Annotated in this window: 17 protein-coding genes; 6 read left to right on the forward strand and 11 right to left on the reverse strand. The window is 61.3% G+C overall.

The features are described 5' to 3' along the window. Positions 1–20 precede the first annotated feature (20 nt). Positions 21–980: an aldo/keto reductase gene (locus CWE16_RS10420; protein WP_131595228.1), complete on the forward strand. Its 960-nt coding sequence runs from the start codon at positions 21–23 to the stop codon at positions 978–980. Here CWE16_RS10420 and CWE16_RS10425 read toward each other — a convergent pair. Next, positions 968–1,606 carry a histidine phosphotransferase gene (locus tag CWE16_RS10425; protein ID WP_131595230.1) on the reverse strand — a complete coding sequence of 213 codons (639 nt, stop codon included), beginning with the start codon at positions 1,604–1,606 and terminating at the stop codon, positions 968–970. The genes CWE16_RS10420 and CWE16_RS10425 overlap by 13 nt on opposite strands. A 118-nt stretch (positions 1,607–1,724) precedes the next feature. Then, positions 1,725–2,762 carry a phosphoribosylformylglycinamidine cyclo-ligase gene (purM, locus tag CWE16_RS10430; RefSeq protein WP_131595232.1) on the reverse strand — a complete coding sequence of 346 codons (1,038 nt, stop codon included), beginning with the start codon at positions 2,760–2,762 and terminating at the stop codon, positions 1,725–1,727. A 346-nt stretch (positions 2,763–3,108) separates the two neighbouring features. Between purM and CWE16_RS10435 the strand changes: the two genes are divergently transcribed. Continuing rightward, positions 3,109–3,672, forward strand: coding sequence for a septal ring lytic transglycosylase RlpA family protein (locus CWE16_RS10435; protein WP_131595235.1), 564 nt, complete (start codon positions 3,109–3,111; stop codon positions 3,670–3,672). A 29-nt stretch (positions 3,673–3,701) separates the two neighbouring features. Next, on the forward strand, positions 3,702–5,225 hold the full coding sequence (locus tag CWE16_RS10440) for a bifunctional pantoate--beta-alanine ligase/(d)CMP kinase (protein ID WP_236629702.1): 1,524 nt from the start codon (positions 3,702–3,704) through the stop codon (positions 5,223–5,225). 1 nt (position 5,226) lies between these two features. Here CWE16_RS10440 and CWE16_RS10445 read toward each other — a convergent pair whose 3' ends face one another. The 5 genes from CWE16_RS10445 to CWE16_RS10465 form a co-directional block, all read right to left on the reverse strand. After that, on the reverse strand, positions 5,227–5,721 hold the full coding sequence (locus CWE16_RS10445; RefSeq protein ID WP_131595239.1) for a low molecular weight protein-tyrosine-phosphatase: 495 nt from the start codon (positions 5,719–5,721) through the stop codon (positions 5,227–5,229). Positions 5,722–5,820: 99 nt separating this feature from the next. Further along, entirely contained in the window at positions 5,821–6,477 is a 657-nt protein-coding gene (locus CWE16_RS10450) for a HEAT repeat domain-containing protein (protein WP_131595241.1), read from the reverse strand. Positions 6,478–6,491: 14 nt separating this feature from the next. Next, positions 6,492–7,358, reverse strand: a complete 867-nt coding sequence (locus CWE16_RS10455) for a HEAT repeat domain-containing protein (protein WP_131456967.1) — start codon at positions 7,356–7,358, stop codon at positions 6,492–6,494. 125 nt (positions 7,359–7,483) lie between these two features. Beyond that, complete coding sequence (cpcA, locus tag CWE16_RS10460; protein ID WP_007100568.1) at positions 7,484–7,972, reverse strand: phycocyanin subunit alpha; 489 nt, start codon at positions 7,970–7,972, stop codon at positions 7,484–7,486. A gap of 90 nt (positions 7,973–8,062) precedes the next feature. Then, on the reverse strand, positions 8,063–8,602 hold the full coding sequence (locus CWE16_RS10465; RefSeq protein ID WP_131595243.1) for a phycocyanin subunit beta: 540 nt from the start codon (positions 8,600–8,602) through the stop codon (positions 8,063–8,065). Positions 8,603–8,740: 138 nt separating this feature from the next. Here CWE16_RS10465 and CWE16_RS10470 point away from each other — a divergent pair, with 138 nt between their 5' ends. Beyond that, positions 8,741–9,460, forward strand: coding sequence for a biliverdin-producing heme oxygenase (locus tag CWE16_RS10470; RefSeq protein WP_131456971.1), 720 nt, complete (start codon positions 8,741–8,743; stop codon positions 9,458–9,460). Positions 9,461–9,601: 141 nt separating this feature from the next. Here CWE16_RS10470 and CWE16_RS10475 read toward each other — a convergent pair whose 3' ends face one another. Both CWE16_RS10475 and CWE16_RS10480 read right to left on the reverse strand, forming a co-directional pair. Beyond that, positions 9,602–10,360, reverse strand: coding sequence for a phycobilisome rod-core linker polypeptide (locus CWE16_RS10475; protein ID WP_131456973.1), 759 nt, complete (start codon positions 10,358–10,360; stop codon positions 9,602–9,604). 237 nt (positions 10,361–10,597) lie between these two features. Beyond that, entirely contained in the window at positions 10,598–10,840 is a 243-nt protein-coding gene (locus CWE16_RS10480; protein ID WP_094592367.1) for a hypothetical protein, read from the reverse strand. 101 nt (positions 10,841–10,941) lie between these two features. Between CWE16_RS10480 and CWE16_RS10485 the strand changes: the two genes are divergently transcribed. Continuing rightward, positions 10,942–11,895, forward strand: coding sequence for an NAD-dependent epimerase/dehydratase family protein (locus tag CWE16_RS10485; RefSeq protein ID WP_131456975.1), 954 nt, complete (start codon positions 10,942–10,944; stop codon positions 11,893–11,895). A gap of 119 nt (positions 11,896–12,014) precedes the next feature. Here CWE16_RS10485 and CWE16_RS10490 read toward each other — a convergent pair whose 3' ends face one another. Then, positions 12,015–12,740, reverse strand: coding sequence for a hypothetical protein (locus tag CWE16_RS10490; protein WP_131456978.1), 726 nt, complete (start codon positions 12,738–12,740; stop codon positions 12,015–12,017). A 206-nt stretch (positions 12,741–12,946) separates the two neighbouring features. Between CWE16_RS10490 and hemH the strand changes: the two genes are divergently transcribed. Continuing rightward, positions 12,947–14,134: a ferrochelatase gene (gene hemH, locus CWE16_RS10495; protein WP_131456980.1), complete on the forward strand. Its 1,188-nt coding sequence runs from the start codon at positions 12,947–12,949 to the stop codon at positions 14,132–14,134. A 7-nt stretch (positions 14,135–14,141) separates the two neighbouring features. On the opposite strand, the gene CWE16_RS10500 is transcribed toward hemH, so the two are convergent. Beyond that, positions 14,142–14,933 (reverse strand): phycoerythrobilin:ferredoxin oxidoreductase, encoded by a 792-nt coding sequence (locus CWE16_RS10500; RefSeq protein WP_131456982.1) that lies wholly within the window; start codon positions 14,931–14,933, stop codon positions 14,142–14,144. Positions 14,934–14,935 lie beyond the last annotated feature (2 nt).

A 14,935-nucleotide genomic window follows, 5' to 3' on the forward strand; every position in this document is an offset into this window, starting at 1 on the left:
GCGATGTTGTGGGGAGTGGTGTGACGGGAATCGGTTTTGGGACCTGGTCTTGGGGGAACCAACTGCTCTGGGGATATCAGCCTGACCGGGATGACCCAGAGCTGGCCACGACCCTGCGCCTGGCGCTGGCCGGAGGCCTAGACCTGGTGGATACGGCCGATTCCTACGGCACCGGTCGCTTCAACGGTCGCAGTGAATCGTTGTTAGGGCAGTTTTTAGAGGCTCTTCCCAAGGAGGAGCTCTCCCGGCTCATTGTGGCCACCAAGCTGGCTCCCTTCCCCTGGCGATTGGGACGTCGAGGATTTGAACAGCCCTTTCAGGCCAGCCGAGAGCGCCTGCAGGGACACCTGGATCGGGTGCAGTTGCACTGGAGCACGGCCCGCTATGCCCCTTGGCAGGAGGGCCCTCTTCTGGATGGTCTTGCTGATCTGGTGGAGCGCCAGGCCGTACGGGAGCTTGGTGTGTCCAACATCGGACCGTGCCGTCTGCGTGCACTGCAGGCCCGTCTTGCCTCCCGGTCGATACGGCTGACCAGTGTGCAGGTGCAGATGTCGCTGCTGGCCCCTGACCCGATCAAGGCTGATGGCCTCATCGCGACCTGTCGGGAGCTCGGCATTGAGCTTCTGGCCTATAGCCCGTTGGCCTTGGGCGTCTTGGCCTTGCCTCCTGACGCCGAAATCCCACCAAGCACAGTCCTGAGACGCGGCCTGTTCAGGCGCTTGCTACCAGGAAGTGTCGCGCTGCGTCGGAAACTGGCTGAGATTGCAGCCAACCGCGCAGCCAGTCAGGCCCAGGTGGCCCTCAACTGGTGTCGGGCCCATGGGGCCAAGCCCCTGCCTGGATTGCGCCGCCCCGCTCAGGCTGCCGATACGGTTCAGGCCCTCAGCTGGTCCTTAACAGACCAGGAGCGCATCGAGTTGGATCAACTCGCTTTGGCGAATCGGGTGCGCATGCCTGCCAACCCCTTTCAGAGCGCCTGATCAGCAGGTTCTTCAGGATCAGGACTGACCACCACCGGCAGGCTGGTCACCGCCGTCTGGAGGGGGACGACGTTGCTGACGGTCGGCGCCGGTGCGGGCTCATTGGCCTCGCTGCGAGTGGATTGCTCGCAGGCGGCTAGTGCTTCCTGCAGGAGTGAATCGAAAGTAGCGCCAGGCAGCCGATGCCTGGCGATTTCCAAGAAGGTGCGAGGCAGTGACTCCCCAGCCGCACTGCGCACAGCGGGGTTGTTTTGGCGATGCTCCTGTTCGTCCTTGATCGCTTTTAGAAAGCGGTGGGTGACGTCTCTCTTGGTGCAGGCCTTGATCAGAGTGTCGCGATCGTTCGCTTCCAGGGAGAGGTCGCTCTCGAGTTCACTGATGCGCCGCTCCAGGCTGCTGAGGACTTCCTCTGCCTCCTTGCTGATGTGGGAGAGCTGCCCGTCTGAGAGGTAGGGCATGTCAGCCACAAAGACCTTGCCGTGATCCTTCAGCGCCAGGTAGGTCGGACGCGGACCCTGCCGATGGGGGACACCTCGCTCCAGTCCATGGCCCAGCGGGCGGCGGGGCGGCACGGGGCCAGCCGAAGACCGGCGTCGGGTCGTGCGTTGAGGCTTATCAAAAGGCATCACAAATAAGGATTTGTCGTCTCTGCTATCGCCTCTTCAGGCAACCAGCGTGGGTTAAGGCTAGTGATCGAAATTAAATCTGTGCTCTAGAGCACAGAGGATGTTGGATTCTGAAGCATTAAGCCGGCAGCCCAACCACCGGCACATCCGCACTGTCAGTGCTGCTGACGATTTCGCCGATTGTCCAGGCTTGTAGCCCCTTGGCCGCGCTGATGGCAATCGCCCGCTCGGCTTCGGCCTCTGGAAGGATGAGGCAGTAACCGATCCCGAGGTTGAAGGTGTGCCAGAGATCCCGTTCCGGGATCTCACCATGGTGTTGAAGCCAGCGGAACAGCTCTGGGCGCTCCCAGCTGCTGGCATCAATGGCCGCTTTGGTGCCGTGGGGCAGGCAGCGCGGGAGGTTCTCCGGAATCCCCCCGCCAGTGATATGGGCCATGCCATGCAAAGGGATGCTCTCTTGGAGCAGCGCCTGCACCAACGAGCCGTAGAGCGTTGTGGGCGCCAGTAGCGCCTGGATGAGTGGTTGCTCGCGCTCGCCAAAGCACGTGGATGCATCCGCATGGACGAGGCTCAGCACCTTGCGCACCAGGCTGAAGCCATTGCTGTGTACACCGCTGCTCGCCACGCCGACGATGCGATCTCCCACTTCAATGGATTGGCCGTTGATCATGGCGTCCTCCTCGACGACAGCCACGCAGAAGCCGGCAAGGTCGTAGCGGCCAGGAGGGTAGAAGCCAGGCATCTCCGCGGTTTCCCCTCCGAGCAGAGCGCAGCCACTCAGGCGGCATCCCTCGGCGATGCCTTCAACAACGGTGGCCATGCAGTCTGGGGTGAGGGCTCCAGTGGCCATGTAGTCGAGGAAGAACAGCGGTGAGGCTCCACAGGTGATCACGTCGTTGACGCACATCGCCACCAGGTCGATGCCCACGTTGTGATGACCATGGTGGTCCTGGGCCAGTTCCAGCTTGGTGCCCACGCCGTCAGTCCCGGACACCAGGAGCGGCGAGCGCATCCCTGCCGGGAGTCGCATCACCCCACCAAAGCCACCAAGGCCACCGATCACTTCAGGGCGGAACGTGGCTTCCACGCTTGTGCGAATTCGATTGACGAAGGCGCGTCCGGCCTCCACATCAACGCCAGCGGTTTTGTAGTCCATGAATGCTTCTGCGAGGTCAGTCCCCGCCGCCCATCTGTTCCGATCCTCTCTCCTCGACGTTCCGGGGGGCGGTCGACTCACTGTCCCCTAGGGCATGAGCCAGGCTTATGCCAGCCAAAAGCTCGGCTCATCGGTTGTTTTGGTTTGGGCGGTCGTTTTCCTCTGTGAGGGGCAGGAGTCTTGGCACGGGGTCTCTGGGGCTGGTCGCTCTTAAGGCCTAGCGGAGGGGGTGTCGCCCAGCTGGTGGTTCTCCTTACGTTCTGGACGTTCTTTGTTTGCAGAGGCTCGCGTAACTGGGTGAGTTCTTCTCCCCTTTGTCGACACGACATTGCGCCAGCCGCCTGGCATGCGTTCTTCTTTCGTCTTGCTGCTTCTCTCTGGAGTGATTTCAGGTAGTGCAGCGCTTCTGCCGGTCTTGGCCCGTGATCTCGAGGCTGATCCTGTGAGGGATGCCCTGGATCTGGCCCTGAATCAGCCCCTGCAGGATGGAACGGCTTCAGAGGCTTCCGTCTCGAACGAGTTATCGGAGCCCGCCAGTGCTGCTCAAGAGCTGCCTTCCGAGCCATCTCCTGCACCGGTCAAGGCTCAGCCTCCTGTCCCTCCAGCGCCAGCTGTCGTCTCTGTAAGCACTGGCGAAGCCAGCTGGTACGGCCCAGGATTCTTTGGCAATCGCACCGCCAATGGTGAAGTGTTTCGGCCGGGAACGATGACCGCAGCCCATCGGACCCTTCCTTTCGGCACGAAAGTGCGCGTTACGAACCTCTGGAATGGTCGTTCTGCCGTGGTGCGCATCAACGATCGAGGTCCATTTCATGGACAAAGGGTGATCGATCTCGCCCATGGAGCTGCCAATCAGCTGGGTTTGATTGCTAGCGGCGTGGCCAAGGTCAAGCTTGAGGTGCTGCGCTGAGTCTCCCTGTCCTCAGGACTCGTGGCGATCTGCAGCGATGGCGTGCAGGCAGGTCTGAGCCTGTCCACTTCGTGCCGACCATGGGCTCTCTGCATCAGGGGCATGCCCAGCTGATCCAGAGGGCCTGCACGCTCGGATCCGGCCCTCGCTCGGTTTTGGTAAGTATCTATGTCAACCCACTGCAATTTGGAGTGGGTGAAGACTTTGCTCAGTATCCAAGGACTCTCCAGGCTGATCTTCAGCTGGCAGCTGAAGCAGGTGCCACAGCCCTCTGGTGTCCTGATGATGGGCAGATTTATCCCGGGGGTGTGCAGGAGGCCTTCCGTCTTCAGGTGCCGGAATCGCTGCAGAACCGATTGTGCGGAGCCCACCGCCCCGGTCATTTCGATGGTGTCGCGACCGTGGTCTGTCGCCTTTTGGCCCTAACCAGGCCCGACTGGCTTGTGCTGGGGGAGAAGGATTGGCAACAGCTCACGATTCTTCGCCATCTGATCGCCGATCTCGGTTTGCCGACGCGGATCAGTGGTTGTGCAACCGTGCGCGATCCAGATGGGCTTGCTTGCAGTTCTCGTAACGCTTATCTCACGGCTTCAGAACGGGTCCTCGCTGCTCAGTTTCCAGCTCTGCTTCAGGCCTGTGCTCAGCAGCTTCGCGATCGGGGGACCGCCGTGGATCCAGTTCAGCTGTCAGGCGCCCTCGGCGCCACCGGCCTGGCGGTGGAGTATGTAGATGTCCTGGATCCGATCTCCCTTCAGCCGGCTCGGCCCGATCAGGCCCTACGCCTGTTGGCTGCGGCTGTTCGCTGCGGCCAGACCCGTCTGATCGATCACGTGTTTTTGATGACTCGTTCGCCCATCGTTGCCATCGACGGCCCCGCCGGTGCCGGCAAGAGCACTGTGACCCGTGCTTTTGCTGAGCGTATGGGTCTGCTCTACCTCGATACCGGCGCCATGTATCGGGCCGTCACCTGGTGGGTGCAGCAAAAGGGTGCTGAACCGGCCGATGCCCATGCCGTTGAGCAGCTTCTCACCAATCTTGAGATTGAGCTGGTGCCACTGCGTGATGGCATTCAGACGGTGCGGGTGAATGGAGAAGACGTCACCGACGCGATTCGAGACCCGCGGGTGACCGCTTCCGTTTCGCTTGTGGCTGCCCATGCCTGTGTGAGAGAGCTACTGACGCGACAACAAAAGCGCTTGGGTGAGCAAGGTGGCTTGGTGGCGGAAGGGCGTGACATCGGCACGGCTGTGTTCCCCGATGCCGAGCTGAAGGTCTTCCTGACGGCCACACCGGAGGAGCGGGCTCGCCGTCGGGCCAAGGATCTGGAGGCCCGAGGCCATGCGGTCCCCGATCTGGCAGTGCTTGAAGCCCAGATCGTTGAACGGGATCGGATGGACAGCACCCGTGACGTGGCGCCATTGGTGCAGGCGGTGGACGCGACGGAATTGATCACCGACGGCATGAGCATCGACGAGGTGATCGAAGCCCTCGTGGATCTGTTCCGGTTCCGGGTGGCCGAGGAGGCCTGGCCTAACCCAGCCGGCCAGGGATGAATCACTCTGGATGCTTCGCCGGGTTGGTCAGCGTTTCGAGCAGCCCCTCGCAGGCATCCTCTAGAAGATCGAGCACATGCTCGAAACCAGCTTCACCCCCGTAGTAAGGATCGGGTACGTCCCTGGTCTGATGACGACGGGCATAGCCGAGCATCGGCTGGATTGTTGCCGTAGATCGCCCCCCGGCTTCTCTGCTCAGGCTCTGCACGGCATCCAGATTGTCCTGATCCATGGTCAGGATCAGATCAAAGCTTGTGAGATCGCCCATGGCGAGTTGGCGTGCCCGGCTGGGTAGATGGATGCCCCTTCGGTTCGCGGCGGCCTGCATGCGTTGGTCGGCAGGTTGCCCCACATGCCAGCCGCCAGTGCCGGCCGAATCCACCACAAAGCGGTCGCCCAGATCGCGTTGGTTCACGAGATGGAGAAACACCCCCTCCGCTGCCGGTGAGCGGCAGATGTTGCCGAGACAAACAAACAGAACACGATGCTCGGCCATGGTGAGGGGAGGTCCGTTGCGTTGCTTCTCTAACCCACCACCATCTTGAGAACGGCGTTCCAGGGGGTGGCTGGCAGGACGAGAGCCACCAATCCTGATTCAGTGATTCACGCAGTCCAGCCGTTGCATTGACAGTTCAGCCCGCTGGCGCACCACGAGAGTTGGCTCACGCTGGGGATCGCCCAGGAGTTCCAAGGTCGGAGTGATCCGCTCCCTGAGATCGGACTTGCCCTCAGGTGTCTGCATCCGTCGTTCCAGACCCACGACGACGGCGTAACGCACCACCCACTCTCCATCGCGACTTCCCACTTCCAGTGCATCCACGCAGCTGTTGAGCTGTGCTGCTGCCAGATCCGGTTGTTGACTCAGCACCAGCTCACCCAGGCCACGGGCCGCGGCTCGACGCACGCTCGGCCCCACATCGTGGAGAAGGGCGTCCACCAGTACGTCGAGCCCCCGTTCGTCTGCCAGGCCGGCAAGGGCACGCACGGCCCAGGCTCTGGCTCCGTAATTACGGGCATCGAGATTGCCAAGAATCACGGGGACTGCTTCCGGGCCGATGGCAATCAAGCCATCGACCGCCGCAAGTGCTGCTCCTGGGTTGTTGAAGGCAAGCACGCTCATCAATGAGTCCGCGGCACCTGGTTCTGCGAGGGCTGCCAGGTGTCGTGTGGCTCCGATCAGGTCTTCGGCGCTGCTGGCCTGTTCCAGTTGCGCGATGGCGCTCTCAAGGGTCAGGGATGGGGAGTCGTTCACGGCAAAGGAGGGTTTCAGAGCAGTGCGTCCATGGCATTCAGCACGATGACGAGAGGATCCCCATCGCGATCGAGGGACTCGCTGTCATTCGGCTCCCTGGGATGTTCAGCAAGTCCACGCAAAGCAATCAGTTTCAGGCTGTTCTCGGCAAGGGTGGCTTCGATGGCCGGCAGGGCAGGCCGCCATCCCACGGCCCCGAGGTCCATCAGAGCTGCGCGCCGCACCTGCAATTGAGGATGACGTAGCAGCTCTTCCAGGGGAGTTGCCCAGCAGCTGTAGCCCGTGAGCTGCAGCAGGGCCCGACAGGCAGCGCTGCGGATGAGAGGCCGTGGATGCTCAGTGAAGGGGGTGATCACCTTCAGCACTTCAGGGGTGTTGTCACCAATGGCGCCGAGGGCCTCCAGCAAGGATTCGCAGGGTTCGCGAAGTCGTGGTGATCCCTCTTCTGGCGCTCCTGCCCCCTCCAGCCCGGTACTGAGCCGGCGGCAGAGAGCTGGCACGGCTTCTGGAGCCTGGATGTCTCCCAAGGCTCGGGCGGCAACGTCGCGCAAGCCATGGTCGTCATCTTCAAGGGTGGCCAGCAGATCAGCCACAGCCGCTTTGGCGCGCAGAAGGCCCAAGGCCCTGGCGGCATTGCGGGCGACGGCATTGGCTTCAACGCCAGCATCAGGTTGGCGGGGCTGACGTTGGCGCAGGGCCTGACAAAGCAACGGCACGGCCTCGGGGTGCTCACTGCGCATGCGGCCAAGCCACCACGCCGCGTAGTACTGCGCAGAGGGATCGTCGGTCTGCTTCAGACGCGCAATTGCTTCGGCTTCGTTGATCGGCGCACCTTCGGCGCTCGGGCCTCCGTCGTTGGGGCTGGGGCCGGGCTCCTGCATGGGCCGGTCTGTATTCACTGGGCTCGATCCTGCCAGACGCGTTGATGACTGAGTGATTTGTGGAGTGGAAGGCAATAAAAAAGCCCCCTCGATGGAGGGGGCGTTGAGAAGAAGCGAGAACGCGATCAGACGAGAGCGTTGATGGCGTAGTCGATGTAGTTGTTGGCGATGACGCCAGCGTCGCCAGAGACGCCGTGGTTGGCCTTGATGTAGTTCAGGGCTTCGACGTACCAGGAGGGGGAGAGTTCGAAAGCGCGGTTGATTTCATCGAGACCGGCGATCAGGTACTCATCCATGGGACCGGTGCCACCAGCCACGAGGCAGTAGGTGACCATGCGGAGGTAGTAGCCGATGTCACGGGCGCACTTTTCCTTGCCGCGAGCGTCAGCTGCGTAGTTGTTGCCCTGCATCTGGGTGGTGTAGGGGAACTTGTTGTACACAGCCTGAGCAGCGCCGTTCACGAGGGAATCAGCGTTGGCGGTGAGCGCCTTGGCAGCAGCCAGAGCGTTGGCGGCGCGCTCGAAACGACCGAAAGCAGCGTTGATTTCGGTGTTGGAGAGGAAGCGGCCCTGGGAATCAGCGGCGGCGACGGCTTCGGTGAGGGGGGTCTTCATTGTTGGAAAAGAAGAAGGTGTTCTGATGAGAAATCACTGGGTGATGGGCCTTGAGACGTCATCACCCGAGTGTTGATCGGCGAAGCCGGATCAGGCGACAGCAGCGGCAGCGCGGTCGAAGTAGGTGCCGATTTCGGACATCAGAGCGGAGCAGTCACCAGCGGTGATGCCGTTCTTGTCGTTGGCGATGGAGATGGCAGCGTCCTTCATCTTGCGGACACCTTCAGCCACGGAAGCGCCGGGGACGCCCAGGGCCAGGTAGGTCTCACGCAGGCCGTTGAGGCAACGATCTTCCAGGACGGAAGCGTCGCCGGTGAAGGCTGCGTAGGTGACGTAGCGGAGGATGATCTCCATGTCGCGCAGGCAAGCAGCCATGCGGCGGTGGGTGTAGGCGTTGCCGCCGGGGGCGATCAGAGCGGGCTGCTGAGCGAACAGTTCGCGGGCAGCGTTGGTGACGATGGCGGAAGCGTTGGAGGTGATGCGGTTCACAGCATCCATGCGCTTGTTGCTGTCAGCAACCATGGCAGCCAGAGCATCGATCTGGCCGGCGTTGATGAATTCGCCGCGGGCATCGGCCTGGACGACCACCTTGGCAAACACGTCACACTCTGCGGAGAACGTTCTTGTCATGGGAGTCGTGAGTATCAAGGGGGGCTGGTCGCGCTGTGAAGACAGGCAATCCTTTGCAAAGAAAGAGGCCCGTACTTGTTGCGCCCATTAAGTTGACGACGTGCTTTACCGGCACGACTGACCTCCTGATCGCCAACCATGACCATTGCCCTTGCCTCCCAGCTGCGTGAAGGCACCAAGAAAGCCCACACCATGGCCGAAAACACCGGCTTCGTGAGCTGCTTTCTCAAGGGCGTGGTGGACAAGGCCAGCTACCGCATCCTGGTGGCCGACCTCTACTTCGTGTATGACGCGATGGAGCAGGAAATCGGCAAGCTGCGAGCCGCCGGCCATCCGGTGGTGGGCCCGGTGGGCTTCCCTGAACTGAACCGGCGCGAGAGCCTGGAGCAGGACCTGGCCTTTTACTTCGGCGAAGGCTGGCGCAACAGCGTCAAGGCCACCCCGGCCGCCCAGGAGTATGTCGCTCGCATTCATCAGATCGCCCAGGAGTCGCCCGAACTGCTGGTGGGCCACCACTACACCCGCTACATCGGCGACCTCTCCGGCGGCCAGATCCTCAAGGCCATCGCCCAGAAGGCGATGAACCTCGGCGAGCACGACGGCCTGCGCTTCTACGCGTTCGACGCCATTCCCGACGAAAAGGGCTTCAAGGCCAACTACCGCGCCACCCTTGACGCCCTGCCGATCGATCAGGCCACGGCCGATCGGATCGTGGCGGAGGCCAACCACGCCTTCCACCTGAACATGACGATGTTCCAGGAACTGGAGGGCAACCTGATTGCTGCCATCGGCAAGGTGCTGTTCGGGTTCCTCACCCGCCGCCAGCGCAGCGGCAGCACCGAGGCAGTGGTGGCCTGAGGGCGGGTGGGTCAGGCAATGCTGATGCCTGTGAGCGCCAGCGGCACCGGCAGGCCTGCTTGCGCTGTCACGTCAAACCAGCAGTATCGGAGCCGCGCGTACTGCGGTCTCGGCTGCGCATCGGGAAACCTGAGACTCGGGTTAGCCCTTAGCTCCCGTACTCAACATCGCCAGGGCTATCCAGAGCACGAGTCCGGTCAGCACGAAGCCACCAGTCGCCACAAAATACCGCCAAGCGTTCTGCACAGCCGGGGTGGGCTGGTTGACCAGCCAAGCCGGACGCGGCCAGCCTGCCCAGCTGCCACTGCCGACCCCGGGAGCACGAACGGCCATGGTGTCACGCCAGTAGGCGTCGTAGCGGGGGGCTTGCTGGTTGAAGGGGATTGTGCCCACCGACTGGCCGGCCAGCACCCGGGCGCGTTGGTAGGGCACAAGGTCTTCCCCGAAGGTTTCCAGATATTCCGTTGAATCGATCAGGGCATCGATGAAGGCCGGCAGCCCTTGCTCCGCGATCACGATCGACCAGGCGATGCGTTCCTGCTGGCCGTGTACCGGCCGGCCCAGCACCCGGCCAACCACCTGTTCCACCACGCGGTAATTGCTATTGCAGCGGTAGAAGTCGTTGCGGAATTTCTCCGAGCGCAGCAGCTGGCGCACGAACTCGCGGGTGCTGATCTGGCCGGAGCGCAGCTGCGACTCGAGCATCGCATCGCGGTCGCGCTTGAAGGCGTGGAAGTACACCTGGCGATAGGCCTGCTCGATCAGGGCATCGGCGGCAGCTCCATCAAGCTGACTGGCCTGCCGACCAATCTGGCGAGAGGTCTCTTCGCTGGCTGCCAGAAAGTTGCTGACCCTGGCGTTGCTGGTGAGAGGTTTGGTGGCCAGAACAGGCAGGGTCATTGAGCAGACAGGAAGCAAACGAAAGAAAGTATTGACTGCTGCGATGGGCTCAGGCTTGGGGCAAGTAAAAACCATAAAGAACTTAATCTTCCGTACCAGCTCGCGATTGATTGGGGGCTGAGGCGGGCACCGTGCTGGTGTCCCCTCCAGGACCAGCTTCCTGCAGGGCTGTTGCAGGTCAGGCAGGCGATCCACAACTGCGCAGAGGCCGTGGGCCATTGCGGGGCTCCCATGGCGTCAGTCGAGAATGCGATCGACGCTCACCAACCTCGTGACAAGCCCGGCGGCCGGTGCCTCGATGCCGCCGGGCTTGAAGGTTGCCTGAAAAAACCATTGGCGCCCGTCCTGACTGCGCCGCTCGACCCTGAAGTCGCTGAGCCCCAGCGGCCCCAGTGCCAGGCTGAGAGCATCTCCACTGCAGCCGGGCACGTTGACCTGCATGGCCTCCAGGCCTGCGGCAGCAACGCGATAGGTGGGCATGAAAGCACCGCATCGGTGATCAACCCTCCCATGGGAGGGCCTTTTCAGCCTGTCCTGGCAAGACGGTATTCATCAGCACACCGGCAGCGGCCTGGACTCCTATGCTTTACAAATATTCACTTGTTGAGTTGCCCGCTGTGACAACTTCCCCAGATTTGGCCTCCCTCTACCAGCTGCTGGCCAAGCAGGAGAGCCCCGTCCTGCCCTCGGGCGAACGGCGTGCCATCCTCGGCTGCGGCTACGTGGGCGAGGAGGTGGCCAGGGCTTGGAAGCAGGAGGGTCACGCGCTGTGGGCTACCACCACCCGGCGTGAGCGCCTCGGCGAGTTGGCCGAGCTTGTGGAAACCCCGCTGATCTTTGACTCGACGGACCCCAGCACCAACCTTGACTTCACCGCTGATCTGGATGGCATTCTGGTTTCCTTCGCGCCCTCGAAGGGTTCCGAGGTTGATCTGGGCCAATACCGGAAAACCTTTCTCGGTGGTTTGCAACGACTCGTCGAGACGCTGGATCGACGCCCCCGCAACACACCTCTGCAGATCGTCCATCTGAGCAGCTGCGGCGTATACGGCAACCGCCATGGTGCCCTCACCAACGAAACGGCTCCGATAAGCGATATGCATCCTGTCAATCAGGTTCTGCTCCAAGCAGAAGAGATGATGGGATCCATCCGCTCTGACAAAATTAAGGTCTGCGTGCTTCGTCTGGGAGGCATCTACGGCCCCGGGCGTGACATCCCATCCATGCTGTTATCAGCGGCTGGTGGATTGGTGCAACGCAACGGCCAGAATGTTCCGTGCTGGATTCACCGCGATGACATTGTCCGGGGTGTTTGCTTCGCGTTCGATCAAGGCCTGGATGAGACCTATAATCTTGTTAACGATACACAACTGAGTGGCCAAGAGCTTACAGATCGCCTCTGCGAGAGAGCTGGCTTGCCTTTTGCCAAGTGGTTGACAATTGACACGGCTGATCGAATTCTCAATGCGCGCGTTAGTAACGAAAAGCTGAAGAAAATTGGCTTCACCTTCAGTTATCCGTGCATGGTTGATTGATATCGACGCTCTACCCAGCGACTCAGTTTATAATTTGCGTCGTAAGCGATGTTGAGATGGACAAAACTCTTTGGATTTAGCAAGCAGCCAAATTGGAGATTGAATTCACCCTTTGACATTTAATCGGGAAGGCTGCAAATCAAATCATCTGCAAACATGCCATTCACATCCTGTGAGCAAAAGGTGTTTGCATCGAATTCAGGTGCCCCTTTGGTTGATACAAACGCTCCATGCTGCACGCCCGGTCTCAGCTCCTGCTCGAACCCACGCCATCCTGCGACAGCCGACAATAAGGCGTCTACAGACTGCATCTGTTCACGGGCGGGATCGGGTCTTGCCCGTTGACAGCGAAACGGGGTGGCTGCGATTGAAACCAGGATCATCCGGCCGTCACATTGGCGCTGATAGAGGGCAACAAGCATCGATCGGGAGCGGCCATTGAAAAAATTCACTTCATGGCCCGCTCGCGTTGTGCTCTCGCCAACCTCAAGGCTTGACTGACCTGCGGTCTCCGGGAAATGCCAGCAGTGATGGCCGAGGTTGTAGTGGTGTCGATCCAGGGGGAATCGGCGTTCTCCACCCGGGGCAAATCGAAGACCTGTTCCATGCCACTCTCCGGTATCAGCATCAGAAAACCGAATGGCGTACCGCGATTCTGTAGGGCTGCACATGCCGTGGCTCAGATCCATGCCGTTGGCGTTTCTGTCGTACCACGTCGTCGTCCCCAGCCAGTCGCCATCGAAGCTGGCTCGCATTAACTCCCACTGCCAATCAGAACCTGATCTAGTCTGTTTGGATAAGCCCTCCTCGGTCATGAGATCATCCTTGATTTTTGACTGACCCATTTTGGCAGGCTGATGATCGCCTCAGATGAATGCTTGCCCCTCAACTCCCAGATGCAAGATGATTCCATTTGGCAGTGGGCAGTGATTATCGTCATCTCTGCTGCAAAACCATGACTGCTTTTCCGCGGCTGATACCGTTCCATTGAGATCGCACTGTTGACCCCAGATCCGGTCATACCATGAAGGGATAGCTGGATCGGTAGGCCATGTCCAAGGTGTGCGGCAAGGTCGGCGTGCTGTTGCTGAACCTCGGCGGCCCTGAGCGTATCCAGGACGTCGGTCCCTTCCTCTACAACCTGTTCGCCGATCCGGAGATCATCCGGCTGCCGAACCCGGCCCTGCAGAAGCCCCTGGCCTGGCTGATCAGCAGCCTGCGGGCCGGCAAATCCCAGGCGGCCTATCGCTTGATCGGCGGCGGTTCGCCGCTGCGGCGCATCACCGAGCAGCAGGCCCGAGAACTGCAGAGCAGCCTCCGCCAGCGCGGCATCGAGGCCACCAGCTACGTGGCGATGCGCTACTGGCATCCGTTCACCGAGTCGGCCGTGGCCGACATCAAGGCCGACGGCATCGATGAGGTGGTGGTGCTGCCGCTCTACCCCCACTTCTCGATCAGCACCAGCGGCTCCAGCTTCCGCGAGCTGCAGCGCCTGCGCCAGGCCGATCCCGCCTTCGCCCGCCTGCCGATCCGCTGCATCCGCAGTTACTACGACGACCCCGGCTACATCGGCGCCATGGCCGAGTTGATCGCCCGCGAGATCCGCGCCTGCCCTGAACCCGCCACGGCCCATGTGTTCTTCAGCGCCCACGGCGTCCCCAAGAGCTATGTGGAGGAGGCGGGCGATCCCTACCAGCAGGAGATCGAGGCTTGCGCCAGGCTGATCATGGAGCGGCTGGAGCGGGATCTCGGCCACGCCAACCCGTTCACCCTCGCCTATCAGAGCCGCGTCGGCCCGGTGGAGTGGCTGAAGCCCTACACCGATGACGCCCTGCATGAACTGGGGGAATCGGGGGTGAAGGACCTGGTGGTGGTGCCGATCAGTTTCGTGAGCGAGCACATCGAAACGCTCGAAGAGATCGACATCGAGTACCGCGAGATCGCCACCGAAGCAGGCATCACCAACTTCCGGCGCGTGCCGGCGCTGGACACCAGCACCGCCTTCATCGATGGCCTCGCCCACCTGGTGCAACACGCCCTCGAAGGCCCGGAAGTGAACCTGGATCAGGCGGCGGCCCTGCCCACCAAGGTGAAGCTCTATCCCCAGGACAAGTGGGCCTGGGGCTGGAACAACAGCTCGGAGGTTTGGAATGGTCGCTTGGCGATGGTGGGTTTTTCCGCTTTCCTGCTGGAGCTGATCAGCGGACGGGGCCCCCTCCATACGCTCGGCCTGCTTTGATCTCGGACTATGCAGGGTAGTGACGATCCAGATCAAATAACACATCGTGGATATAAGCTTCGGTCCACTCGGCACCGTGGAAGCGGCTGAGCATTCCGCGCGCGGGATCCTTCTCTGCGCGATAGTGGGTGTAGCGCCGTTGGCCATCAAGCAGAAACTTTGAGCGCTCTTCTGCTACCGGTTGTGCTGCGCGCACTAGATCGACGTAGAGATTGAGGTACTCAGCAAAAGCATCGAATAGAGTGCTGCTAATTAGTGCATCTGAAGATTCATCCAGTGGCAGGCGAGCCCAGAGGAACGCTGGAGAGAAGTATGGCTCTGCTTCCGCAGGAATTGGCCCACCATGGGGCAAGAGTGGTTTCCAGCGCTCAAAGATGGGCAGCAAACGATTCCAGACAGGCTGTGTGTGAAGAGGATCCCCACGGTCGACCGGTTGCAAATCCAACGCCAGCAGGTGTCCGGAGGGCAGGGTCACCAGATCGGCGCCGAAGAACGGCAGGTCGTACCGGCAGCTGGGGTTGATCACCAGGTTGAGAACGGAAGCCGCTGCTCCAGCTTCCACACAGGCAGCCCTCACCTGGCGCAATTTCTCGGTTTGACACGCCCAGGTGGCGGTGTGGACTGCTAGGGGTTGGGCCTTGGACCCAGTAGCTCCGGATTGCTCAAGAAATTGTTGGGGTATCGGGTAAGCGATGGGATTGAACTGCTGAAGCACCTTGACCGCATGCTCCAGGAAGGGCTGCCATCGCCAGTTCGAGAAATTGACGTGTTCAAGACTGTTGGAGCGGGAAGAGGTCATGG

It is taken from the genome of Synechococcus sp. BS55D (assembly GCF_004332415.1).
Lineage (GTDB): Bacteria > Cyanobacteriota > Cyanobacteriia > PCC-6307 > Cyanobiaceae > Synechococcus_C.

Bases quoted from the DNA above. Each gene is read 5' to 3' on its own strand.
- hemH (WP_131456980.1), top strand. From the start codon at position 12,947: ATGTCCAAGGTGTGCGGCAAGGTCGGCGTGCTGTTGCTGAACCTCGGC.
- CWE16_RS10470 (WP_131456971.1), top strand. From the start codon at position 8,741: ATGACCATTGCCCTTGCCTCCCAGCTGCGTGAAGGCACCAAGAAAGCC.
- CWE16_RS10455 (WP_131456967.1), bottom strand. From the start codon at position 7,358: ATGCAGGAGCCCGGCCCCAGCCCCAACGACGGAGGCCCGAGCGCCGAA.
- CWE16_RS10435 (WP_131595235.1), top strand. From the start codon at position 3,109: ATGCGTTCTTCTTTCGTCTTGCTGCTTCTCTCTGGAGTGATTTCAGGT.
- CWE16_RS10425 (WP_131595230.1), bottom strand. From the start codon at position 1,606: ATGCCTTTTGATAAGCCTCAACGCACGACCCGACGCCGGTCTTCGGCT.
- CWE16_RS10465 (WP_131595243.1), bottom strand. From the start codon at position 8,602: ATGACAAGAACGTTCTCCGCAGAGTGTGACGTGTTTGCCAAGGTGGTC.
- CWE16_RS10485 (WP_131456975.1), top strand. From the start codon at position 10,942: ATGCTTTACAAATATTCACTTGTTGAGTTGCCCGCTGTGACAACTTCC.
- CWE16_RS10445 (WP_131595239.1), bottom strand. From the start codon at position 5,721: ATGGCCGAGCATCGTGTTCTGTTTGTTTGTCTCGGCAACATCTGCCGC.
- CWE16_RS10475 (WP_131456973.1), bottom strand. From the start codon at position 10,360: ATGACCCTGCCTGTTCTGGCCACCAAACCTCTCACCAGCAACGCCAGG.
- purM (WP_131595232.1), bottom strand. From the start codon at position 2,762: ATGGACTACAAAACCGCTGGCGTTGATGTGGAGGCCGGACGCGCCTTC.
- cpcA (WP_007100568.1), bottom strand. From the start codon at position 7,972: ATGAAGACCCCCCTCACCGAAGCCGTCGCCGCCGCTGATTCCCAGGGC.
- CWE16_RS10500 (WP_131456982.1), bottom strand. From the start codon at position 14,933: ATGACCTCTTCCCGCTCCAACAGTCTTGAACACGTCAATTTCTCGAAC.
- CWE16_RS10490 (WP_131456978.1), bottom strand. From the start codon at position 12,740: ATGGGTCAGTCAAAAATCAAGGATGATCTCATGACCGAGGAGGGCTTA.
- CWE16_RS10480 (WP_094592367.1), bottom strand. From the start codon at position 10,840: ATGCCCACCTATCGCGTTGCTGCCGCAGGCCTGGAGGCCATGCAGGTC.